At 72.2% G+C, this 21,168-nt stretch carries 17 protein-coding genes; 6 read left to right on the forward strand and 11 right to left on the reverse strand.

Annotated elements, in window-relative coordinates:
* Window positions 1–72 precede the first annotated feature (72 nt).
* Entirely contained in the window at window positions 73–3,003 is a 2,931-nt protein-coding gene (locus HHX33_RS04115; RefSeq protein WP_182873416.1) for a hypothetical protein, read from the reverse strand.
* A gap of 325 nt (window positions 3,004–3,328) precedes the next feature.
* Between HHX33_RS04115 and HHX33_RS04120 the strand changes: the two genes are divergently transcribed.
* Window positions 3,329–5,089 carry an AfsR/SARP family transcriptional regulator gene (locus HHX33_RS04120; RefSeq protein WP_182873417.1) on the forward strand — a complete coding sequence of 587 codons (1,761 nt, stop codon included), beginning with the start codon at window positions 3,329–3,331 and terminating at the stop codon, window positions 5,087–5,089.
* An 84-nt stretch (window positions 5,090–5,173) separates the two neighbouring features.
* On the opposite strand, the gene HHX33_RS04125 is transcribed toward HHX33_RS04120, so the two are convergent.
* The 5 genes from HHX33_RS04125 to HHX33_RS04145 form a co-directional block, all read right to left on the reverse strand.
* Entirely contained in the window at window positions 5,174–5,353 is a 180-nt protein-coding gene (locus HHX33_RS04125) for a hypothetical protein (RefSeq protein WP_111699684.1), read from the reverse strand.
* 107 nt (window positions 5,354–5,460) lie between these two features.
* The gene (locus tag HHX33_RS04130) at window positions 5,461–5,931 is read right to left on the reverse strand and encodes a S26 family signal peptidase (RefSeq protein WP_182873418.1); all 471 of its coding nucleotides are present in this window, start codon (window positions 5,929–5,931) and stop codon (window positions 5,461–5,463) included.
* On the reverse strand, window positions 5,928–7,793 hold the full coding sequence (locus HHX33_RS04135) for an ABC transporter ATP-binding protein/permease (RefSeq protein ID WP_310741206.1): 1,866 nt from the start codon (window positions 7,791–7,793) through the stop codon (window positions 5,928–5,930). Before HHX33_RS04135 ends, HHX33_RS04130 begins: the two co-directional genes overlap by 4 nt.
* The gene (locus HHX33_RS04140; protein WP_182873419.1) at window positions 7,790–8,332 is read right to left on the reverse strand and encodes a TlpA family protein disulfide reductase; all 543 of its coding nucleotides are present in this window, start codon (window positions 8,330–8,332) and stop codon (window positions 7,790–7,792) included. Before HHX33_RS04140 ends, HHX33_RS04135 begins: the two co-directional genes overlap by 4 nt.
* A gap of 5 nt (window positions 8,333–8,337) precedes the next feature.
* Window positions 8,338–8,871 (reverse strand): MauE/DoxX family redox-associated membrane protein, encoded by a 534-nt coding sequence (locus HHX33_RS04145; protein WP_182873420.1) that lies wholly within the window; start codon window positions 8,869–8,871, stop codon window positions 8,338–8,340.
* 209 nt (window positions 8,872–9,080) lie between these two features.
* Here HHX33_RS04145 and HHX33_RS04150 point away from each other — a divergent pair, with 209 nt between their 5' ends.
* Window positions 9,081–9,665: a dihydrofolate reductase family protein gene (locus HHX33_RS04150; RefSeq protein WP_182873421.1), complete on the forward strand. Its 585-nt coding sequence runs from the start codon at window positions 9,081–9,083 to the stop codon at window positions 9,663–9,665.
* A gap of 208 nt (window positions 9,666–9,873) precedes the next feature.
* On the opposite strand, the gene HHX33_RS04155 is transcribed toward HHX33_RS04150, so the two are convergent.
* Window positions 9,874–10,881: an RNA polymerase subunit sigma-70 gene (locus tag HHX33_RS04155; protein ID WP_182873422.1), complete on the reverse strand. Its 1,008-nt coding sequence runs from the start codon at window positions 10,879–10,881 to the stop codon at window positions 9,874–9,876.
* 107 nt (window positions 10,882–10,988) lie between these two features.
* Window positions 10,989–12,290 (reverse strand): APC family permease, encoded by a 1,302-nt coding sequence (locus HHX33_RS04160; RefSeq protein WP_310741207.1) that lies wholly within the window; start codon window positions 12,288–12,290, stop codon window positions 10,989–10,991.
* A gap of 92 nt (window positions 12,291–12,382) precedes the next feature.
* On the opposite strand from HHX33_RS04160, the gene HHX33_RS04165 reads away from it, so the two are divergent.
* The 3 genes from HHX33_RS04165 to HHX33_RS04175 all read left to right on the forward strand — a co-directional run bounded on the left by HHX33_RS04165 (window position 12,383) and on the right by HHX33_RS04175 (window position 15,796).
* The gene (locus tag HHX33_RS04165) at window positions 12,383–12,871 is read left to right on the forward strand and encodes a helix-turn-helix transcriptional regulator (protein ID WP_259402143.1); all 489 of its coding nucleotides are present in this window, start codon (window positions 12,383–12,385) and stop codon (window positions 12,869–12,871) included.
* A 5-nt stretch (window positions 12,872–12,876) separates the two neighbouring features.
* On the forward strand, window positions 12,877–13,287 hold the full coding sequence (locus tag HHX33_RS04170) for a VOC family protein (protein ID WP_182873423.1): 411 nt from the start codon (window positions 12,877–12,879) through the stop codon (window positions 13,285–13,287).
* Between the two features lie 127 nt (window positions 13,288–13,414).
* Window positions 13,415–15,796: an ATP-binding cassette domain-containing protein gene (locus HHX33_RS04175; RefSeq protein WP_182873424.1), complete on the forward strand. Its 2,382-nt coding sequence runs from the start codon at window positions 13,415–13,417 to the stop codon at window positions 15,794–15,796.
* 52 nt (window positions 15,797–15,848) lie between these two features.
* On the opposite strand, the gene HHX33_RS04180 is transcribed toward HHX33_RS04175, so the two are convergent.
* The 3 genes from HHX33_RS04180 to HHX33_RS04190 all read right to left on the reverse strand — a co-directional run bounded on the left by HHX33_RS04180 (window position 15,849) and on the right by HHX33_RS04190 (window position 19,597).
* The gene (locus HHX33_RS04180) at window positions 15,849–16,469 is read right to left on the reverse strand and encodes a dihydrofolate reductase family protein (RefSeq protein WP_182873425.1); all 621 of its coding nucleotides are present in this window, start codon (window positions 16,467–16,469) and stop codon (window positions 15,849–15,851) included.
* A gap of 97 nt (window positions 16,470–16,566) precedes the next feature.
* Complete coding sequence (locus tag HHX33_RS04185) at window positions 16,567–18,060, reverse strand: class I adenylate-forming enzyme family protein (protein ID WP_220501484.1); 1,494 nt, start codon at window positions 18,058–18,060, stop codon at window positions 16,567–16,569.
* Entirely contained in the window at window positions 18,044–19,597 is a 1,554-nt protein-coding gene (locus tag HHX33_RS04190) for an NAD(P)-binding domain-containing protein (RefSeq protein WP_182873426.1), read from the reverse strand. The genes HHX33_RS04185 and HHX33_RS04190 overlap by 17 nt, the downstream gene beginning before the upstream one ends.
* 62 nt (window positions 19,598–19,659) lie before the next feature.
* On the opposite strand from HHX33_RS04190, the gene HHX33_RS04195 reads away from it, so the two are divergent.
* A complete protein-coding gene (locus tag HHX33_RS04195; RefSeq protein ID WP_182873427.1) occupies window positions 19,660–21,150 on the forward strand; it encodes an aromatic amino acid ammonia-lyase in 1,491 nt (496 codons plus the stop codon).
* Window positions 21,151–21,168: the final 18 nt, after the last annotated feature.

Below are 21,168 nucleotides of genomic sequence, written 5' to 3' on the forward strand. Positions count from 1 at the left end.
GGATCGCGACGGCCTCTCAGGTCGCCGGAACGGCCCTGCTCAGGCCTTGCTCAGGCCTTGCTCAGACCTTGTTCAGACCTTGTTCTTCCGGGCCACGATCGCGCGGAGCTGCTTCGCCTCCTCCGACTCGCCGATCGTGTCGAGCCTGAGGACCGGGGTGAGGGACTTGATCCGCGACGCGGGCAGGACCACCGCCGCGCGGCACAACGACGCCAGGGCGACGGGGTTGGTGCCGAGGTCCTTCGCCTTGAAGGTGAGCAGCGCGTCGGCGAGATAACGCTGGGTCTCGATCGTCACGCGGCTCACGGGACGCACGAAGAACTCGAGGAGCAGCGGCATGACGGCGCCCTTCCCCGGGACGTTCTGCAGGGCGAAGGCGCAGTAGGACGCCACGATGTTGTCCCGGTACTCCGCGATGCCGGGGTCCTGGTCGTTCCTGACGCCGCCCAGCACCTCCAGATGCTCCTTCACCGCGTCCATCGTGAGCGCGCCGAGATCGACCTTCGTGCCGCCCGGCTTCTTCGCGCCGGGGGGCGTGCTGCGCGCCAGGTGGCCGAACGCGTAGAAGTACTCGACCATCGTCGCCTTCGACTCGTGGCCGGTGTTGATGCGCACGTACTTGCCCTCGACGCCGCCGGCGCTCGGGATCTCGCCGACGTAGGAGGTCCGCAGGAAGGAGAAGCTGTCGCGCCTGTCGATCTGGAGCTTGTTGAACAGCTTGTCGACGTCGCCGGTGGGAGTCGTGCGCAGGATCAGAGGGATGCCGTCCACGTACGTGGTTCCCTGGGTGAGGTCCCCACTGTCGATGGGCCAGCAGAACTCGTCCACGAACTTGGCGTTCCTGGCGGCGCTGCGCACCAGCGCCAGCTCGTCGCGGTGCCCGTGCTTGAGCATGTGCACCACGAGCTGCCCCTCGTCGTGCTGGACGAGATCGAGGTTGATGTCCTGCAGCAGCGCCTCGGCCCGCGCGTACGCGGACCCGGAGTTGCCCTTCGCCGACAGCATCGTGAGATTGCCGGCGGCCACCTTGCCGGTGCCCATCGAGGCGTACTTCTGGAAGCTCTTGCACAGGAAGATCTCCAGCTTGCCGGCGGCGACGGCGTCCTTGAGGCCGTCGAGCAGGATGTCGATCTGGGTCTTGCCGGCCGTCTCGGGCGCGATCTCGATGGTGGTGTCGATGATCAGCGCGAACGGCGCGTCGCCCTTCTTGTGCGTCTCCAGACTTCGCCGCACGTCGTCCACGAGCTTGGCCGGCGACGGCGCGAAGGCGGGCGTGCTCGGGTTCAGCGCCGCCACCAGGACGTCCTTGTGCGGGGTCGCCTTCTCACCCTTCTTGAGCTTGCCGAGCAGGAACGCGGTCTCGTAGTAGTCGATCGCCTCGGTGGACCGCGAGACCTCCTCGTGGTCCCGCCACGACAGCGCGATGTACAGGGCGGTCGCGAGCGCGTCCATGCCGCTCGTCATGAGGTAGCTGTCGATCGTGATGTCCCCGGCCGCCTTCGCGAAGTCCTTGGCCCGCTCCAGCAGGATGTCCCGCATCGTCGTCCGGTAGTCGGTGCTCGTGTAGTACTGGGCCACGGCGACGACGATGGCGATCTCGTCCATCATCAGGTCGGCCGCGCGCATCGCCACCGTGGGGTTCGCCTCGTTCTCCACGACGATGTCGATGAGCCGGCTCAGCGAGCCGAGGGCGTTGGCGGTCAGCGTGTCGAAGCGCTTCGGGCCGAGCGCGTCGGTGAGGCCCAGCACGAGGTGCTCGATCATCGCGCACACCGGCGCGATCTCGCTCTTCCCCCGCGCGATCTCCTGCAGCCGGGAGAACCGGCTGGAGGTGATGAGCCTGACGAGATCGGCCCGCGTGTCGACCTCGAAGTTGGAGGTGGGCGGGGTCTTTCCCGTGTCCATGAGCTCGTAGAGCTGGTAGGCCGACGGCGTCGCGCCGAGCTCGTAAAGGATCTTGTCCCACTCGATCTTGGTGTACGCGCCGGTGCCGCTCAGCACGCTGACGCCCGTCCTTCCGACGAGCGGTGTGACCGTGAGGTTCTCCAGCACCTCGGGGCCGAGCACGATCTGCAGCTTGTTCAGCACGCGGGGGCTGTTGACCAGGACGTCACTGCCCGACTTCCCGACCTTCGTGAGCTTCTGGACGAGATCGTCGAGGGCGCCGCCCTTGCCCGACTCCCCGCTTCCCCGCAGCTTCTTCAGGAACTCGTCCAGGGTGTCGCGGAAGTTCGTGCGCCAGTAGCTGGCCGCGAGCTCGTTCTGGGTGGACAGGCCCGTGAGCGAGCTGCGCTGGCTCTTCGCCGCGCGGAACCCGATCTGCTCGACGAGGTGCTGCTGCGTCGTCCCCTTCGCGATGTCTTCGAGCTCGCCACGGCGCTCCTTCGAGTACGCCGCCTTGCCGCTGATGGAGTCGACGAGCCTCGCCACCGCCCGGAGGTGTCCCATCGACGAGGCGTCGCTCTCGTCCTCGACACGCTGGGCGAGCTCGACCAGGTCGACGGTGACCTTGTCCTTGCCCTTGCCCCCCGCGGCCAGGTCGAGCGCGTCGAGCATCTCCAGGTGGAGGGTCTTCGAGATCTCCTCGGGGGTCTTCGAGGTCTTCTCGGCGAGTTTCTCGGTGAGGGTCTTGGGTGTCTCCGGCTTCAGAAGGTCGAGGCTGTGGCGCACGTCGGCGTGCTGCGGCGTGGGCGTCTCCTTCGGCTTCTCCAGCGCCGGGTGGGCGAGCCGGACCGCGGCGGTCGCCTTCAGGAAGCCCCGGGCGAGGTCGCCGGTGAGCCGCCTGACGATGAACTCGGACATCGTGCTGCGCTCCTGCGCCGAACGCTGGGCCAGCGTCTCGGCGATGAGGCTCACGGACGCGAGCGCGTTGTCCGGGCTGGGGTCCTTCTCCAGCTCCTGGGCGACCGCCCTGGCCGTGGTGTCGTCGGGCAGCGCGACGAACGCCTTCCAGCTCTTGGGTAACGCCGCATCTGCCGAAGACTCGCTCGACATGATCGACATGATTTCCTCCTGGTGATCCCCGTACGCGGGGACGGGCGGACGACGGCGGCGGCGACGCCCCCGATGCTGGCCCTTGGAACGGTCCGAGTCAATGGGTGATCCACCGTGCCCGGCGCCGCCCGGACGACCGTCCCGAGCGGGCTGTCCGGATCGTTGTCCGGAACTGTTCCGTACACCCGCGGCCCTTGTGAGCGGCCGGCCAGGGCGGTGATCTTGTTGAGGTTCTCCTCACCCATTCCTCGCGAAACGCCACGGGAGGTCTCCTCGTGCACCGATCACGCCGTTCGACCCGCACGTGCGCCCCATCCGGCCGCGGGAGGGCGGGGTGAACCTCCGCTTCGGGTTGCTCGGCCCGGTTGAGCTGCACCGGAACGGCAGGCCGGTCCCGCTCGGCACGCCCAAACAGCGGGCCCTGCTGACCGCGCTGCTGCTGGAACCCAACCGGGTCGTGTCGATCGACCGGCTCGTCACGGCCGTGTGGGACGCCGAGCCGCCCCGCTTCGCGGTCGCCAATGTCCGCACGTACGTCAACCGCCTGCGCGGCACAATCGGCGACGGCGACCGGCTGACGGCGCGCCAGCCCGGCTACGTCCTCGCCGTGCGGGACGGCGAACTGGACGTGACCGAGTTCGCCGACGCCCTGCGGCAGGGCAGGCGGTCGCTGTCCGCGGGCCGGCCGGACGCGGCGCTGCGGCAGCTGTCCACGGCGCTCACGCGGTGGCGGGGCGCCCCCGCCGAGGACGTGCCCCGCTCGGCGGCGCTCGGCCCGCGCCTGGACGCCCTCACCGAGCAGCGCTGCCTCGCCCTGGAGGCGATGGCCGAAGCCCGCCTCAGGCTGGGCGAGCACGCCGACGCGGTGGCGGAGCTGCGGGAGACGGTGGCCGCCCATCCCACCAGGGAACGGCTGTGGGGCGCCCTCATGCTCGCGTTGTACCGCACCGGCGACGCCGCCGCCGCGATCGCCGCCTACGGGCAGGCCCGGGCGTTCCTGGCGGAGGAACTGGGCGTCGATCCCGGTCCCGAACTGGCCGGGCTGCACCAGGGCATACTCAACCGCGACCCCGCGCTCCGCGCCGATCCGCAGGCACCCGCCCCGGCGGCGGTCACGGCGGTGATCCCGGCGCCGGGACGCCTGGTGGGCCGGGAGCGGGAGCTCAAGGAGGTCGTGGCCGCGATCGGCGCAGGCCCTCCGCGGCCCGTCGCCGTACACGGCCCGGCGGGGGTCGGCAAGTCGGCCCTGGCCCGGCACGCCGTCCGCACGGCGGCGCCCGGCTTCCCGGGCGGCGTGCACCACGTCGATCTGCGCACCCTCCCCCGGCCCGGCCCGTACGAGACGCTCGCGCGGCTGCTGGGACAGCTGGGTCTGGCCGACGACGAGATCGCCGCGGACCTCGACGACGCGCTGCACCAGCTCAGGACCGCCACCGCCGCGAGGCGCGCACTGGTCCTCCTCGACAACGTGACCGGCGAGGAGCAGGTGCGCCCCCTGCTCGCCGGCTGCCCGGACTGCCGGTTCGTCGTCACCAGCAGGAGGATGCTCGCGGCGCTCGACGACGTCGAGCACCTGCCGCTCGCACCCCTGGCCGACGACGCGGCGTACGACCTGCTGACCCGGCTGTGCGGCCGGGACCGGGTCGACCGCGCGCAGGCGGGAAGGGTGGCCCGGCTCTGCGACAACCTGCCGCTCGCGCTGGAGATCGCGGGCAAGCGCCTCGCCGCCAGGCGGGAGTGGACACCGGAGGCGTTCGCCGACATGCTCGCCGGCGAGGAGCACCGGCTCGACCTGCTGACCTGCGGCGACCTTTCCGTACGGGCCGCCATCGACCTCGACTACCAGGCCCTGCGGCGGTCCGGGGGGACGGCCGGCGACGGAGCGCTGGCCCTGTTCCACCGCCTCGGCGAGCGCGGCCTGGCCGACTGCGGGCCGGCGGCCGCGGCCGGGCTCCTCGGGAGCGATCGGCGTACGGCGTCGGCGGCGCTCGGCAGGCTGGCCGATCTCCGTCTGATGGAGCCGCTGGCCCCCGGCCACTACCGGATGAACGGCCTCACCCGCCTGTACGCCAGGGAGATCGCCCCGACCACGTGACAACGGCGGCGGAGCGCCCCCGCCCCCGCATTCGAGGGGCGCTCCACCGTGGTCGTCCGGATGCGCTCGGTCAGATGCGTTCGGTCAGCAGGTGTACTGCCAGGGGGTGCAGGAACGGCCGCCGGGAATCTCCGATCCGGTGCAGCAGTACCTGCGGACGCAGGTCCCCGAGTACTCGTACCAGCAGTTGATCGCCTCGGCGCGGGTGGCCGGGACCAGCCGGGCGACCATCCGGTCGGCCAGCCGCTGAATCGTCCGCGTCATCTCGTCTCCTCCTTGCGAAAGGACCTCTTGTCCACCGACGTTAGGAGCGGCCTCGATCACCGAGATACCACTCCGATACACGCGCGCTTGTACGACCGGCACGCGACTCACGCGTTCAGCCGCCGGAGCACGACACCCGTGATCCTGCTCACGGGAAGGAGGCCCCACTGCCGGGAGTCGGTGCTCCGCGCCGGGTTGTCGCCGAGGACGAGCAGCCGCCCCGGCGGCACACACGCCTCTCCCGGCGTCTCTCGCAGGCCCTCCAACCCCGGAGGGATCGAGTCCCCCGCCACGGCCGCGGCCCGTTTGATCACCAGATTCGTGCCGCCGTCGAGCGTGACGCCCTTCCCCGGGCCCACGCGGGCGATGACGACGACGTCCCCCCGCCGGACGCGCGGGCCGGCCCGGCCGGGCCGCAGGTTCCGTACGAGGACCCGGTCGCCGGGCCGCAGGCCGGGCCGCATGCTCTCCCCGTGGACCTCGACGACGCGCAGGGTCCGTCTGAGCGCCAGCACCGCCCCGGCTGTGAGCACGGCCGCGAACGCCGCCGCGGACAGGATGAGCGGGACCGGTGTCATCTGGCCTCCGAGAGCCGCCGGCGCGGGGTGTCGGCGTCCGGGTCGTCCCGCTGCCGGTATCCCTCCGCCTGCAGGGCGAACAGCTGGGCGTAGATCCCGCCGCGCGCCAGCAGCGTGGCGTGTGTGCCCCGCTCGGCGACCTGACCGCCGTCGAGGACCACGATGTGGTCCGCGTCGCGTACGGCGCCGAGCCGATGGCTGATCAGCACGCTGGTGCGGCCCCGGCGGTGTTCCCGCAGTCCCTGGTGGATCTCGTGCTCCGCCTCCGCGTCGAGCCCCGAGCTGGGCTCGTCCAGGATCAGCAGATCCCGCTCACCCCGCAGGTAGGCGCGGGCCAGGGCGAGCCGCTGCCACTGGCCGCCCGACAGGTGGACGCCCACCGCCCCGCCGTCCTCGGCGGAGCCGCCGGGATCGGCGGGATCGGCGAAGATGCGCGACAGCATGGTGTCGTACCCCCGGGGCAGGCCGCTCACGGTGCCGTGCGCGCCCGCCCGCCGCGCCGCCGCCTCGATCCTTCCCCGGTCACCCATCGCGGCGAGATCGCCCAGGCCGATGTTCTCGGCCGCGGTCATGTCGTACTCCATGTAGTCCTGGAACACCGCCCCGATACGGGCGCGCAGCTCCGCCGGGTCGATCTCCCTGAGGTCCACGCCGTCCCACAGGACGGCGCCGCGTTCGGGGTCGTACATCCGGCACAGGAGCTTGACCATCGTGCTCTTGCCCGCGCCGTTCCTGCCGACGAGCGCCACCGAGGCGCCGTACGGGATGGTCAGGCTGACGCCGCGCAGGGCCCAGGGGTGGCCGGGCGAGTAGCGGAACCACACGTCGCGCAGTTCGATCCCGCGGCGCGGCGGCCCCGCCCGCCGGGGACGGTCCGGGACCGGGAGGTCCGGCCCGGCGTCGAGGACGGCGAGATAGTGGCCGAACAGCAGCACCTGCTGATGCGCCGAGACCAGTTCGAGGACGAGGCCGCCGACCGCCGCCTGCACCCCGGCGACGGCGGCGACGAACAGCGCCACGTCGCCGGCCCCGCCCGTGCCGTTCGCCGCGTCGAGCAGAACCCACAGCAGGCCGCCTCCGGCCGCCAGCGCGGCGATGGTCCCGGTGGCGGCCTGGACGCGCAGCTCCCGCCGGTCGGTACGGCTGCGCTCGGCGTTCGCGGCCCGACGCTGGGCGTGCAGCAGCCCGCGCAGGTGCCCCCCGACGCCGAAGAGCCTGAGCTCCTTGGCGGCCCGGACGTCGACGAGGAGCTGTCCGAAGAAGAACTCGCGGCGCTCGGCCGGGCCGATGCCCCACAGCATGGCGGCGCGCCGTCGCGACAGCCACAGTTCCGCGGCCAGGGACGGCGCCGCCGCCGCGATCACGAGAACCGCCGTCCACGGGTTGATCGTCACGAGGGAGACGAGGAAGGCGGCGCCGGTCAGGACCGTCCTGGCCGCGCCCAGCGCGGCGGAGACCAGCATGCCGGGGGTCGCCCCGCCGTACTGCTGGGCCATCCGGATCCGGTCGAGGAAGGCGGGGTCCTCGAACCTGGCCAGGCCGGTGAACCGCTCGACGGCCTGGAAGAGGCGGTCCTGGGCGACGAGGCCGACCCTGCGCCCGCTCTCGTCCCTGACGTACTGGACGACCTGCGGCCCGAGCGCGGCCAGCAGCCCGCACCCGGCGAGCGCGGCGCCCAGCGCCGCCGTCATCCCGGGCCGGGGGTGGCCGCCGCCGATCTCGTCGAGGACCAGCTTGGTGCACCAGGCGATCGTCACCGGCAGGGCGGCCATGAGCCCGGTGAGGGCGGCGAAGGCGAGGGTCAGGCCCCTGCTCGCCCGCCAGGCGAGGCCGGCGGCCACCGCCCGCGTCGGCGCCGTCACGCGGATGCGGGAAGCGCGTCGAGGTCGGCCAGCGTGCTCCCGCTGGCGAGGACCCTGCCGTGCCCGTCGAGCAGGGCGAGCGACGGGAAGCCCTGGACCCGCAGCGCCTTCGTCACGCCGGTTCCGTACTCCTCGACCAGCACCAGGGCGACGGGCTCCAGCGCATGCCGCTGGGCCGCCACCTCCTCCTCCGTCCCGACGAGCACGGCCAGCACGCTGCCGCGCCCTCCGGGGAAGGACCGCGCGCGTTCGGCGAACTGCGGCAGGCGGTCCCCGCAGGCGGGGCAGTCGGGTGAGAAGACGCCGACGAGGGCCGGCTCGGTCAGCGTCTCGGCGGAGACGTGCACGCCGTCGGTGCTCACGGCGGAGAAGGCGCCGATCGTCGCTCCGGGCGGGAGCACGATCGGCGGGGACACCCCCGGCCGCGCCGCGAGCATCTCCTCGTGCGTACGCAGCCTGCGGATCACCCCGACCGTCAGCACCAGGTCGATCAGGCACAGGACGCCGACGCCGAGGACGAGCGCTGTGAGGAACGGCATGGGGACTACCTCCGTGAGGGCCTGTTCGTGAAGAGATGGGCGATCTCGCCGATCGCCGGCAGCAGGACGGCCGCCGCCCCGGCCGTCAGGGCGGCCGCGGCCAGCCCGGCCGCTCCCAGGTCCGCCGCCGCTCCTGTCGTCATGGCCTGCGCCGCTCCGGTCGCCGCCGCGGCGGCGAGCACGGCGTTGCGGACGAGATGACCGGGGCCCACCGGAACGGTGGACGCGCCGAAGCAGCGGCACAGGACCCGGCGGCGCCGCCGCAGAGCGACGGCCATGGCCACGGTGAACGCCACGAGGAGCCCGAGCGCGGCGCAGAAGCCGGCGAGCACGGTGGGCCGCCAGGCCAGCAGCGGCGCGACGGCGGACTCGGCGGCGACGACGAGCGCCGCGGCGGGCCTGGCCGGCAGGCGCGGCGCGAGCGCGCGGGTGGCCGCCGTGAACTCCTCGTACGTCGCCCGCCCGCGCAGCTTGCTCACCGCGGAGGCGAGGAAGACGAGCCCCGTGAGCAGCCGGCAGAAGGCGAAGAGAAGGGCCACGGGCGTCCTCATCCCCGGTCGGGCGGGCGGGTCGCCACCACGCTAGGAACGGCCCCGGCCGGCGGGGTACACGACGGCTACACGCGGCGGTGTATCCGGCCGGGCGCAAGACCGGCCCGGCGTCTCTCACCGAGCGGGCGCTGTTCCGATTAGTTTTCCGCGCCGCGCCCGTCTGTACGTGTGAGATCGACTCACGGAAGGCTGGCACGATGCGGAAACTGATCTTCGGCATGAACGTGACCCTGGACGGCTACATCGCCGCGACCGGCGACGACATCGGCTGGGGTGGGGAGGAGGGACCGGACTCGTCGCCGGGCGACGAGCTGTTCCAGTGGTGGTACGAGCAGATGCGGGCGAGCGATCTGTCCCTGTACGGGCGCAAGCTGTGGGAGACGATGAGCTCCCACTGGCCGACCGGCGACCAGCAGCCCGACGCCACCCCGGCGGAGATCGAGTTCGCGCGGCTCTGGCGGGACATGCCGAAGGTGGTGTTCTCATCGACGATCGACAAGGTCGACTGGAACACCCGCCTGGTCACCGGCGACGCGGTCGCCGAGATCGCCCGGCTCAGGGCCGAGGACGGCGGCCCGATGGACATCGGCGGCGCGACGCTCGCCGGGGCGGCCATGCGGGCCGGGCTGATCGACGAGTACGCGCTGGTCACCGTGCCGGTCCTGGTGGGCGGCGGCACGCCGTTCTTCACCGCGCTGGACAGCTGGGTGAACCTGAACCTGGTCGAGACGCGGACGTTTCCCGGCGGCGTGGTGCTGACCCGATACGAGACGAGGCGATGAGCACGGGCCAGACGCTCGGCTCGTAGGGCCAGGTCGAGATCCTTCCCGGCGTGCTCACCGTGACGTTGATCGTGACGATGTCCTTGGGGCATGAAGATGCCCCGCCGGCGACGCCGGCGGGGCGGTGGTGTTCGCGTCGCCACGTCGGTGTTCAGCTGGTCAGGGTGCTCCTCCCCCGGTGACTTCGGTGACGATGGGGACTTGTTGATCACAGCGTCGCGGGCAGGCCCAGCCATGGTTTGTCGGTGGCGTCGAATCCGGTGAGTTCGGCGATCCTGCCGTCGACGATGTGCAGGACCGCGATGGTGAACAAACGGTATTCCGGGTCGCCGGGGGTGCGGAGGTACAGCGCGGCGGCGGGCATGCGGTTGACCGTGGTGGCGGTGCAGCGCCAGTCGTCGTAGCCGCGCTGGAAGAGCCCATTGGAGACCCAGCCGTCCACCGCCTCCTTGGCCGTGACGGTCACGGTGCCCGGGTCGGGCAGCATCGTGAAGCGCAGGTCGTCGCGCAGCAGGGCCGTCAGCCCGTCGATGTCGTTGCGCTCATGGGCCTCGATGTACGACTTCACCACGCCGCGCTCGTCATCCGACAGCTCGTGCGCGGCAGGGCGCCGCCAGTCGAGGCGGCGGCCGGGCAGCTGCTCGCGCATCGTCACGCGCGCCCGCTGCAGCGCGCTGGTCACCGATGCGACGGTCAGTCCGAGGGCGTCGGCGGCCTTCGACGCCGGCCAGCCGAGGACGTCGCGCAGGATGAACACCGCCCGCTGCCGTGGCGGCAGATGCTGGACGGCGACGATGAACGCCAGCTCGACCGTCTCCCGCACCACCACCGATTCCTGTGGGTCCTCCGGGAGCATTCGGTCCGGGTAGGGCTGCAGGTAGCGCACTTCGGAGCCCGCGCCCGGCAGCTCGGCAGGCACGGGTGTGCGGTCGTCGCGCTTCTCCAGGAAGTCGAGGCAGGCGTTCGTCGCGATCCGGTGCAGCCAGGTCCGCAGCGCGGCGTCGCCCTTGAACGACTCCCGCTTGTTCCACACCCGCAGGAACGTCTCCTGCGTCATGTCCTGGGCGTCCTCGTAGTGCGCGAGCATCCGGTAGCAGTGCACCTGCAGCTCACGCCGGTAGTGCTCCGTGATGAGCGCGAACTGTGCCGCGTCGTTCGAGCGGGCCGCCGCGATGAACGCGGCCTTGTCGTCGCCTGGCGGTCTGGCGTCGGTCATGGTCGTCGATCCTTCCGCGGGTGGCGAGGGGTTACCAGAACTGACGACGTGGCGGAGGATTTCTGATCGGTGAAGCCGCTGACACCGGGCCGTTCGCAGGAGAGCCCTCACGGGCCCGCCCTTCGGGCGCGGCGGCGCAGGACCAGCCATCGGCCGGCCAGACCGGCGGCGAACATGACCAGCCCGGCGAGCACGGACGGCCAGGGCAGGGTGGCGACCAGGGTCAGGCAGCCGGCGACGCCGAGCAGGTTGAGCGCGCGCGGCCAGCGGCGCTCGGACGCGGGCTGGGTGAACGCCGAGGCGTTCGCGACGGCGTAGTAGACGAGGACGCCGAAGGAGGAGAAGCCGATGACCTCGCGCAGGTCGGCGGTGGCGACCAGGACGCAGACGACGGCGGCCAGGGCGATCTCGGCGTGGTGCGGCACCCGGTAGCGGGGGTGGACGGCCGCCAGCCAGCCCGGCAGGTCGCGGTGGCGGGCCATGGCCAGGCCGGTGCGGCCGATCCCGGCCATCAGGGCGAGCAGCGCGCCCAGCGCGGCCGGCGCCGCGCCCGCCCGCACCACCGGGGCCAGGCCGCCGGCGCCCGCCGCCTCGACCGCGGTGGTCAGCGGCGCGGACGAGGCGGCGAGCCGGGACGGCCCGGCGGCCAGCAGCGCCGCGACCCCGACCACCAGGTAGACGGCCACGGTGACGAACAGGGCGATCGGGATCGCGCGGGGAATGGTGCGGCCCGGGTCGCGGACCTCCTCGCCCATGGTGGCCACGCGGGCGTATCCGGCGAAGGCGAAGAACAGCAGCCCCGCGGCCTGCAGGACGCCGTACGCGCCGCCGGTGCCCCGCCAGTCGCCCAGGCTGTCCGGCGCGGCGCCGCCACTAAGGGCGATCCCCGTCACCACGACGGCCAGGGCGGTCAGGGTGGCGGTGACGAGCACCCGGGTGAGCAGGACGGTCCTGGTGACGCCGTGGTAGTTCAGCGCGGCCAGCCCCAGCACGGCCGCGACGGCGACGGCCCGCTGCGCCCACCAGGGGCCGGGCACCGCGTAGGAGGCGAAGGTGAGCGCCATGGCGGCGCACGACGCCGTCTTGCCGACGACGAAGCCCCACCCGGCCGTGAACCCCCACCAGTGGCCGAGGCGTTCGCGGCCGTAGACGTAGGTGCCGCCGGAGACCGGGTGGACCGCGGCCAGTTGGGCGGAGGCGACCGCGTTGCAGTACGCGATCACCGCGGCGATCACCAGCCCGATCAGCAGGCCCGTGCCCGCGGCCCGCGCGGCGGGACCGAACGCGGCGAACACGCCCGCCCCGATCATCGACCCCAGCCCGATGACCACCGCGTCCGCCGTGCCCAGCCGGCGCGCGAGGCCGCCGTGGTCCTGCCCGTACGGCCCGGTTCGTGGCTGGGACGCCACCGCACCCCCTCGGGGTCGTTTACATCAAACATGTTTGATGTATCGTCCGCGTCGCGGCGTCCCGGAGTCAAGCCGTCCCGGCGGCCGGGGTCATGGGCCGCCGGCAGGGCGTAGCGGCGTACGATGCCCCTGTGACCAGCACACCCGTCTCCGCACAGCGCCGCGCCGACCTCGCGCGGCTGCGCCGCGTCCGGGACCGGATCGACCGGGAGTACGCCCAGCCGCTCGACGTCGAGGCGCTCGCCCGTGGCGTGAACATGTCCGCCGGCCACCTGAGCCGCCAGTTCCGGCTCGCCTACGGGGAGTCGCCGTACGGCTATCTGATGACCCGCCGCATCGAGCGGGCCATGGCGTTGCTGCGCCGCGGCGACCTCAGCGTCACCGAGGTCTGCTTCGCGGTCGGCTGCTCGTCGCTGGGCACCTTCAGCACCCGCTTCACCGAGCTGGTCGGCATGCCCCCGAGCGCCTACCGCCGCGCCGCGGCGGGCGCGACGGCGGGGATGCCGTCGTGCGTCGCGAAACAGGTGACCCGGCCGGTCAGGAATCGAGAAGCGCGGACCACCGCGCCGAAACTAGCCTGACCTGTATGAACCTCACCATTCACGCGACCTTCCTCCCGCACGACGACCCCGAGGCCTCGCTCGTCTTCTACCGCGACACCCTCGGCTTCGAGGTCCGGAACGACGTCGGGTACGGCGGCATGCGCTGGATCACGGTCGGCCCCGCCGGGCAGCCCGGCACGTCCATCGTCCTCCACCCGCCGGCCGCCGACCCGGGCATCACCGAGGAGGAACGCCGCGTCATCGCCGAGATGATGGCGAAGGGCACCTACGGGATACTCACCCTGGCCACCGACGACGTCGACGGCACCTTCGACAGGCTGCAGGCCGGCGACGCCGAGGTCGTCCAGGAGCCGACCGACCAGCCGTACGGGGTGCGCGACTGCGCCTTCCGCGACCCTTCGGGCAACCTGATCCGCATCAACCAGGTCGGCTGACGCGGCCTGCCCCGGCCCGGGGCCACGCCGCCGCGCCGGAGCCGCCGATCGGGTAGACAGGGGGACCGTTGCCGCGACCGCAGTTCGCCGGTACGGCCCCGCGTACGCACATGGAGACAGAGACACGATGAGCTTGCCCCCGAGCCAGGACACCCCGCCGCACGCGGCCGACAGCCACGATCTGATCCGCGTGCACGGCGCGCGGGAGAACAACCTCAAGGACGTCAGCGTCGAGATCCCCAAGCGCCGGCTGACCGTCTTCACCGGCGTCTCCGGCTCGGGCAAGAGCTCGCTGGTGTTCGGCACGATCGCCGCGGAGTCGCAGCGCCTGATCAACGAGACCTACAGCGCGTTCGTGCAGGGCTTCATGCCGGCGCTGGCACGGCCCGAGGTGGACGTGCTCGACGGCCTGACCACCGCGATCATCGTGGACCAGCAGCGGATGGGCGCCAACCCCCGCTCCACGGTCGGCACCGTCACCGACGCCAACGCGATGCTGCGCATCCTGTTCAGCCGGCTCGGCAAGCCGTACATCGGCTCGCCCCAGGCGTTCTCCTTCAACGTCGCCTCGATCAGCGGAGCGGGCGCGGTCACCATGGAACGGGCCGGGCAGACCGTGAAGGAGCGCCGCAGCTTCAACGTCACCGGCGGCATGTGCCCCCGCTGCGAGGGCATGGGCCGGGTCTCCGACATCGACCTGTCCCAGCTGTACGACGACTCCAAGTCGCTGAACGAGGGCGCGCTCACGATCCCCGGCTACAGCGTCGACGGCTGGTACGGCCGCATCTTCAGCGGCTCCGGCTTCTTCGACCCCGACAAGCCGATCCGCGACTTCACCAAGACCGAACTGAACGACCTGCTCCACAAGGAGCCGACCAAGATCAAGGTCGACAACATCAACCTCACCTACGAGGGCCTGATCCCGCGCATCCAGAAGTCGATGCTGTCCAAGGACAAGGAGGCGCTGCAGCCGCACGTCCGGGCGTTCGTGGAGCGGGCGGTGACGTTCACCACCTGCCCCGACTGCGGCGGCACGCGGCTCAGCGAGGCCGCCCGGTCGTCGAAGATCGGCGACGTCAGCATCGCCAACGCCTGCGCCATGCAGATCAGCGACCTGGCCGAGTGGGTGCGCGGCCTGGACGAGCCGTCGGTCGCGCCGCTTCTGGCCACGCTGCAGCAGACCCTCGACTCCTTCACGGAGATCGGCCTGGGTTATCTCTCGCTCGACCGGCCCTCGGGCACGCTGTCGGGCGGCGAGGCCCAGCGCGTCAAGATGATCCGCCATCTCGGTTCCTCGCTCACCGACGTCACCTACGTCTTCGACGAGCCCACCACCGGCCTGCACCCCCACGACATCCAGCGCATGAACGACCTGCTCCTGCGGCTGCGCGACAAGGGGAACACGGTGCTCGTCGTGGAGCACAAGCCGCAGACCATCGCGATCGCCGACCACGTCGTCGACCTCGGCCCCGGCGCGGGCACGGCGGGCGGCACCGTCTGCTACGAGGGCGACGTCAAGGGGCTGCGGAGCGCCGGCACCGTCACCGGCCGCCATCTCGACGACCGGACCCGCCTCAAGGAGACCGTGCGGACGCCCTCCGGCAGTCTGGAGATCCGCGGCGCGCGCACCCACAACCTGCGCGACGTCGACGTCGACATCCCGCTCGGGGTGCTCGTCGTCGTCACCGGCGTCGCCGGCTCCGGCAAGAGCTCCCTCGTCCGCGGGTCGATCCCCGCCGGCGCGGGCGTGGTGTCGGTCGACCAGGGCGCGATCCGCGGCTCGCGGCGCAGCAACCCCGCGACGTACACCGGGCTGCTCGACCCGATCCGCAAGGCGTTCGCGAAGGCCAACGGCGTGAAGCCGGCGCTGTTCAGCGCCAACTCCGAGGGCGCCTGCCCGGCCTGCAACGGCGCCGGCGTCATCTACGTCGACCTCGCGATGATGGCCGGTGTCGCCACCACCTGCGAGGAGTGCGAGGGCAAGCGCTTCCAGGCCGCGGTGCTCGGCTACACCCTCGGCGGCAAGGACATCAGCGAGGTGCTCGCGATGCCGGTGACCGAGGCCGAGGAGTTCTTCGGCGCCGGTCCGGCCCGCACCCCGGCCGCCCACCGCATCCTCCGCCGGCTCGCCGACGTCGGGCTCGGCTACCTCAGCCTCGGCCAGCCGCTCACCACCCTGTCGGGCGGCGAGCGGCAGCGGCTCAAGCTGGCCACCCACATGGCCGACGACGGCGGCGTCTACGTCCTCGACGAGCCCACCACCGGTCTCCACCTCGCCGACGTCGAGCAGCTGCTGGGCCTGCTCGACCGGCTCGTCGACTCCGGCAAGTCGGTCGTCGTCATCGAGCACCACCCGGCGGTCATGGCGCACGCCGACTGGATCATCGACCTCGGGCCCGGCGCCGGTCACGACGGCGGCCGGATCGTCTTCGAGGGCGTCCCCGCCGACCTCGTGGCCGCCCGCTCCACCCTCACCGGCGAGCACCTCGCCGACTACGTCGGCGCGTGACCGCGGCGCACCGGCGCGTGGTATCGGCGGTCTGGTGTCCCCGTAAGGGACTTCAGGCCGTCGCATACCGCGGGCGCCCGGCCGGCCGGTAGACCTGGATCGTCACGCCCTTCGAGTCGACGCGCGACTCGACCAGGTCGAGCGCGAGATCAGGGCCGGCGTCCGGGAACAGGCGCGCGCCCTGGCCCACAATGACGGGAACGACGATCAGCGTCATCTCGTCGACCAGGTCGTTCTCCAGCAGCCATCGGGTCAGGGTGCCGCTGCCGTGCACCTGCAGCTCACCGCCGGGCTTGGCCTTCAGGTCCGCGACGGCGGTCGCGAGGTCGCCGGACAGGACGGTGGTGCCCGGCCACGCCGGGTCGGCGAGCGTGGCCGATGCCACGTACTTGGGTCGTGAGTTCAACGCGCGCACGACAGGCTCCCAGCCGGGCACGTCCCGATCCGTCCAGGACCCCCACGAGCCGGCGAACAGGTCGTAGGTCCGCCGGCCGAACAGGAACGCGTCGGCGCGCCGGTAGGTCTGCTTGATGAACGTGTGGGTCTCGTCGTCGCCCTTCCCCAGGGCCCATCCGCCGCGCTCGAATCCGTTCCTGCGGTCCTCGTCCGACGCGCCGCCGTTTCCCTGCATCACTCCGTCGACGGTGACCTGGGTCATGGTGGTCAGCTTCATGATCGCGGTTCCCCTACCTCGGCGCCGCCCCTTGTGGGCCGCCTCACCCCTGCTACGAACGCCGCCGCCCCGATCCGACACCGCCTCCCGGATTTCTTCAGGAGAACTTCCCGGACGCCGGTCGGCCTCGGGGTATCGCGGTCGTCAGAAGGCGCTTGTCCGGTTTGCCGTTCGGCGCCGTCGGCACCTCGTCGAGGACGGTGATGGTCGCCGGAACGCATGCCTCGCCGAGCCGCTCACCGACCAGCGCCCGCAGCGAGCCCAGGTCGGGGATCCGGTCCGCCACCGGTACCACGAACGCGTGCACCGCCTCGCCGGTGTCCTCGTCCGGGGCGCCGACCACGTACGCCTCCGCGATGCCGGGGGCGGCGGCCAGGACCCGCTCGATCGGGCCGGCGTAGTAGAGGTTCGCGTTGACGATGACGACGTCCCGGGTCCGCCCGGTCAGGTACAGTCGTCCGTCCTCGTCGAAGTGGCCCAGGTCCCGGGTGCGCACCCACCCGTCGACGAACACCTCCGCGGTCTCCGCCGGATCGGCCCAGTAGCCGATGGCCTGCGCGGGGGTACGGACGTACAACTCGCCGTCGACGCCGGGCGGGACGGGCCGGCCGTCCGCGTCCCGGACCTCGACGTCGACGACGTCGGGCGGGAACCCGACCGACGGGGGGACGTCCCGCGGCGTGGCCATGGAGATCGTGCCGGTCTCGGTCTGCCCGTAGCCCTGGAACACGACCGGGCCGAGCACGTCGAGTGCCTCGCGGAGCCGGGACGCGTCCAGCGGCGACCCGGACACCATGAGCGCCCGGAGACTGCTCAGGTCGGCCGGGGCGGTGCGCTGGGCGGCGACGAGTTTGTACAGGCGAGGCACGGTGATGACGCTGGCGGTCGCCCGGTACCTGGTGATCGCGTCGGGGAACGCGGGCGGGTCGGCGACGACCATGGTGCCGCCCGCGGCGAGCGTGAGCACGCCGTACTCCATCATCACCTGGCTGCCCAGCGACCCGAACACCAGGTAGCGCCGCAGCCGGGAGGCCAGTTCGCGGATCGCCGGCGGCCACGCCTCCGGGCGGGCCGTCCACGCGGCGTTCATGGCGGCGTAGGTCTGTGCGCAGGCCTTGGGTGTGCCGGTGCTGCCGCTGGTGTAGACGAGCCGGGCGACGTCCTCCGGCCGGCCGGACAGGCGCAGCGGACCGTCGTCGCCGGACGCGGCCAGCAGCTCGGAGACGGTCAGCGTGCGCGGTGCGTGCTCCGGCCCGGTGGCCGCGTCGGTCACGACCGCGGTGATGTCCTGGTGGAGCACGTGGCGCAACTGGCCGTCGGGCAGCCCGGGCCGCACACCGACGGCCCGGGCTCCCACGACGTAGGCGGCGATCGTCGCGGCGAACGCCTCCGGGGTGACGCCGAGCATCATGGCGAGGCCGTCCCCCGGCCCGACGGCCGCGGCGCGCAGCCCGGCCGCGATCCGCCGGACGAGGCCGAGCATCTGTGCGCCGGTGACGGCACGGGCGCCGTGCTCGAAGACGGGCCGGTCCCCGGCCGCCTCCAAAAGGTCCAGAACGGCACGCGGGTACGGCTCAGCCGGCGTCGGCAAGGCACTCCTTGACGAAGACGGCCAGGGGCTGCTGGTGCACCTCCGGCAGGTTCCACTGGTTCTCCAGGTTCTCCGCGAGGTGGTGGACTCCGGCCGGCGCGCCGTCCCGGTAGTGCCGCACCACGGGGTGCAGGTAGCTCGCGTCGTGGGCGTTGACGACGTCGTTCTCGACGACCCTCGGGATCGAGATGTCGAACGGGTCGACGGCGTCGTGGCCCTGGCCGTACTCCAGCGTGACGACGAACGTGTGCCGGGCGCCGCCGAGGCCGCCGTCGGCCACGTACGCCACCGGGACCTCCTCCTGGTACAGCGCGGTGCCTCCGGTCACGGTGACGACGTCGCCGAGCACGCCGAACTGCTGCCAGAGCGCCGACGAGCGGTCGACCCGGGCGATGATCGCGTCGCTGATCGCCTCCGGAGTGGGCTCGACCCGCTCGGCCGGCCAGGTCGCGCCGTGGTACCGGGTGGTCAGGATCCGGTAGAGCGCACGCACCCCGTACCGGAAACCGTGGATGAACCCGCTGGTGCCCTTCTTGAAGTCGCGTTGCTGGGTGATCGTGCCGGCGAAGTACAGATCAGGCACGTTGACGGACTCGTACGCCGGCGTCTGCTCGGGGAAACGGTCGTTGATGACCAGCGCGGGCCGGCAGCCGTCGTCGAACACCGAGGCGTCGAAGCGGAAACCGGTGCACACGACCACCCGGTCGTAGAACAGCTCGCGCAGCGCCTCCACGGTGCGGGCGTAGCGGAACAGCACCCGGTAGCCGCCGTCGGCGCGGCGTTCGATGCTCTCCACCGTGCCGTCGAGGACCGTGTTCTGGGACTTCAGCTGGTAGCTGTCGAGGAAGTTGTTGTTCACCGCCCGCAGGTGCCCGACGTAGTGCGACTGCCAGGCCATCCTGACCGAGTGCGGCCCGGCGACGTGGATGACCGCGGCCTTGGCCATGAGCGCGTCGGCGGTCTCGAACCCCGAGTTGCCCTTCCCGATAACCAGGACCCGCTGGTCGGCGAAGGACGCCGGGTCGGTCTCGAACGTGTCGTAGCGTTCGGCGAGCTCGACGCCCGGGATCGGCGGGACGTGCAGCTGGGAGACCCCGGTGGCCACGACCAGCCGCCGCCCCCGCCATGAGCGTCCGCTGCCGTCGGTGGCGGTGAACCCCTCGTCGTCCCGGCCGATCCGGACGACGTCGACGTCGTAGTGCACCTTGACGCCGGTCGCCCCCGCGTAGTCGGACAGGTAGCGTACGAGATCGTCGGCCTGCGGGAAGTACTCCTCGCTGTAGCGGGTGAACAGCAGCTCGGGATCGTCGCTCAGCAGCGAGTTCCAGTCCATCCGCAGCCGCAGCTCCGGGTCCTGGTACCCCGTGTGCACCTTGTTGATGGAGATCAGCTGGCGGTGCCGCGGGAACCGGGTGAAGAAGGTGCCCGGCCCGGATCCGCGTTCCAGGACGACGTAGTCGTGACCGCCGTGTTCGAGCAGTGCGGCCAGCTGCAGCCCGGCCGGTCCGGCCCCGATGATCAGGTAGTCATGCGCCATGAGCCGGAAGCTACGGGCGAATTCTCATAGGATTCTGAGAATCGGCTGTCTACGGTCCGGGCATGCCCGCCGTCGAAGACACCATCGACCTCAGCGCTCCGCTGCGCTCAGCCGACCTGCACCGCGCCGCGACACCGGTGTCCGTCGTGGTCGGCACGGCCGTCCGCGACCGCGTGGAACGCGGCCGTGACTTCCTCCGCGACGTGCGGGAGGACGAACGTCCGGTGTACGGCGCGACCACCGGCTTCGGCGCCCTGGTCGGGTTCGCCGGCCGGGAGGAGGAAGCGGACCAGTGTGACAACACCCTGGCCCACCTCGGCGCCGGGCAGGGGCCGGATCTGCCCCACGACGTGAGCCGGGCCGCGCTCCTCGTGCGCGCGTGGTCGCTCGCCCAAGGGGCGTCGGGGGTTTCGGCACACGTGGTCGACGGGCTCGCCGCGATGTTCACGACGACGTTCGTCCCGGCGATCCCGCGCTACGGCTCGGTCGGCGCGAGCGGGGACCTGATCCCGCTCGCCTATGCCACCCAGGCGCTGCGCGGACGGGGACAGGCCTATCTCGGCGGCTCGCGGATGCCCGCGGCCGAGGCGCTGCGCCAGGCCGGGCTGACCCCGTTGACGCTCGACGGCCGGGACGCCCTCGCGCTCGTCAACGGCACCTCTCTCACCACGGCCGCGACCGCCCTGGCCCTGGACAGCGTCCGGTCCTCGCACCGCGCGATGCAGGCGCTCACCTGTCTCCTGGTCGATCTGCTCGGCTGTGACCCGGGCTTCCTCCACCCGCGCCTGCTCGGCGCCTACGGCCATCCCGGCGCGATCGACGTCGCCGACGGCATGCGCAAGACCCTCGCCGGGATCCTCCCGGCCGGCACACGGGCGCTGCAGGAGCCGTACAGCATCCGCTGCTCCCCGCAACTGCTGGGCGCCGCCGAGGACGCCCTGCGTTACGTCGACGGCGTCGTCGCGGCCGACCTGTCCAGCGTCAGCGACAACCCGCTGTTCTTTCCCGACGACGACCTGGTCGTGCACGGCGGCAACTTCTTCGGGCAGCCGGCCGCGTTCGCCGCCGACGTCCTGGCGACGGTCACCGCCCAGCTCGGCAACCTCGCCGAGCGGCAGCTCGACCTCCTGGTCGACCCGGCCCGCAACGGCGGCCTGCCCCCGATGCTCGCCGCCGGACCCGGCCGTCAGCACGGGATGCAGGGAGTGCAGCTCGCCACGACCGCGTTCGTCGCCGAGATCCGCCGCGCCGCCGTGCCGGCGAGCATGCAGAGCCTGCCGACCAACCTGCACAACCAGGACGTGGTGCCGTTCGGCACCCAGGCCGCCCTTCGCGCCTACGACATGGCCGACCTGCTGCGGCTGCTCTGCGGGTCGCTGGCGGTGGGGCTGCGGCAGGCGGCGCACGTCGGCGCCCGCCGCCCCACGGCCCCGGGCTGCGCGGCGCTCCTCGACACCCTGGTCGAGGCGATCCCCGCGGTCGATCCCGACCGCCCGCTGGACGCCGATGTCCGCAAGGCCGCCGAGCTGCTCACCGCGACACTCCCTCTGTGAGCGACAGCCTCCGGGTTC

It is taken from the genome of Microbispora sp. H10670, from assembly GCF_014161385.1.
Lineage (GTDB): Bacteria > Actinomycetota > Actinomycetes > Streptosporangiales > Streptosporangiaceae > Microbispora > Microbispora triticiradicis.

What these genes read in the sequence shown, in the direction of transcription:
- HHX33_RS04115 (WP_182873416.1), bottom strand. Translation starts at nt 3,003, where the DNA reads ATGTCGATCATGTCGAGCGAGTCTTCGGCAGATGCGGCGTTACCCAAG.
- HHX33_RS04125 (WP_111699684.1), bottom strand. Translation starts at nt 5,353, where the DNA reads ATGACGCGGACGATTCAGCGGCTGGCCGACCGGATGGTCGCCCGGCTG.
- HHX33_RS04130 (WP_182873418.1), bottom strand. Translation starts at nt 5,931, where the DNA reads ATGACACCGGTCCCGCTCATCCTGTCCGCGGCGGCGTTCGCGGCCGTG.
- HHX33_RS04140 (WP_182873419.1), bottom strand. Translation starts at nt 8,332, where the DNA reads ATGCCGTTCCTCACAGCGCTCGTCCTCGGCGTCGGCGTCCTGTGCCTG.
- HHX33_RS04150 (WP_182873421.1), top strand. Translation starts at nt 9,081, where the DNA reads ATGCGGAAACTGATCTTCGGCATGAACGTGACCCTGGACGGCTACATC.
- HHX33_RS04155 (WP_182873422.1), bottom strand. Translation starts at nt 10,881, where the DNA reads ATGACCGACGCCAGACCGCCAGGCGACGACAAGGCCGCGTTCATCGCG.
- HHX33_RS04165 (WP_259402143.1), top strand. Translation starts at nt 12,383, where the DNA reads ATGGGCCGCCGGCAGGGCGTAGCGGCGTACGATGCCCCTGTGACCAGC.
- HHX33_RS04170 (WP_182873423.1), top strand. Translation starts at nt 12,877, where the DNA reads ATGAACCTCACCATTCACGCGACCTTCCTCCCGCACGACGACCCCGAG.
- HHX33_RS04175 (WP_182873424.1), top strand. Translation starts at nt 13,415, where the DNA reads ATGAGCTTGCCCCCGAGCCAGGACACCCCGCCGCACGCGGCCGACAGC.
- HHX33_RS04180 (WP_182873425.1), bottom strand. Translation starts at nt 16,469, where the DNA reads ATGAAGCTGACCACCATGACCCAGGTCACCGTCGACGGAGTGATGCAG.
- HHX33_RS04190 (WP_182873426.1), bottom strand. Translation starts at nt 19,597, where the DNA reads ATGGCGCATGACTACCTGATCATCGGGGCCGGACCGGCCGGGCTGCAG.
- HHX33_RS04195 (WP_182873427.1), top strand. Translation starts at nt 19,660, where the DNA reads ATGCCCGCCGTCGAAGACACCATCGACCTCAGCGCTCCGCTGCGCTCA.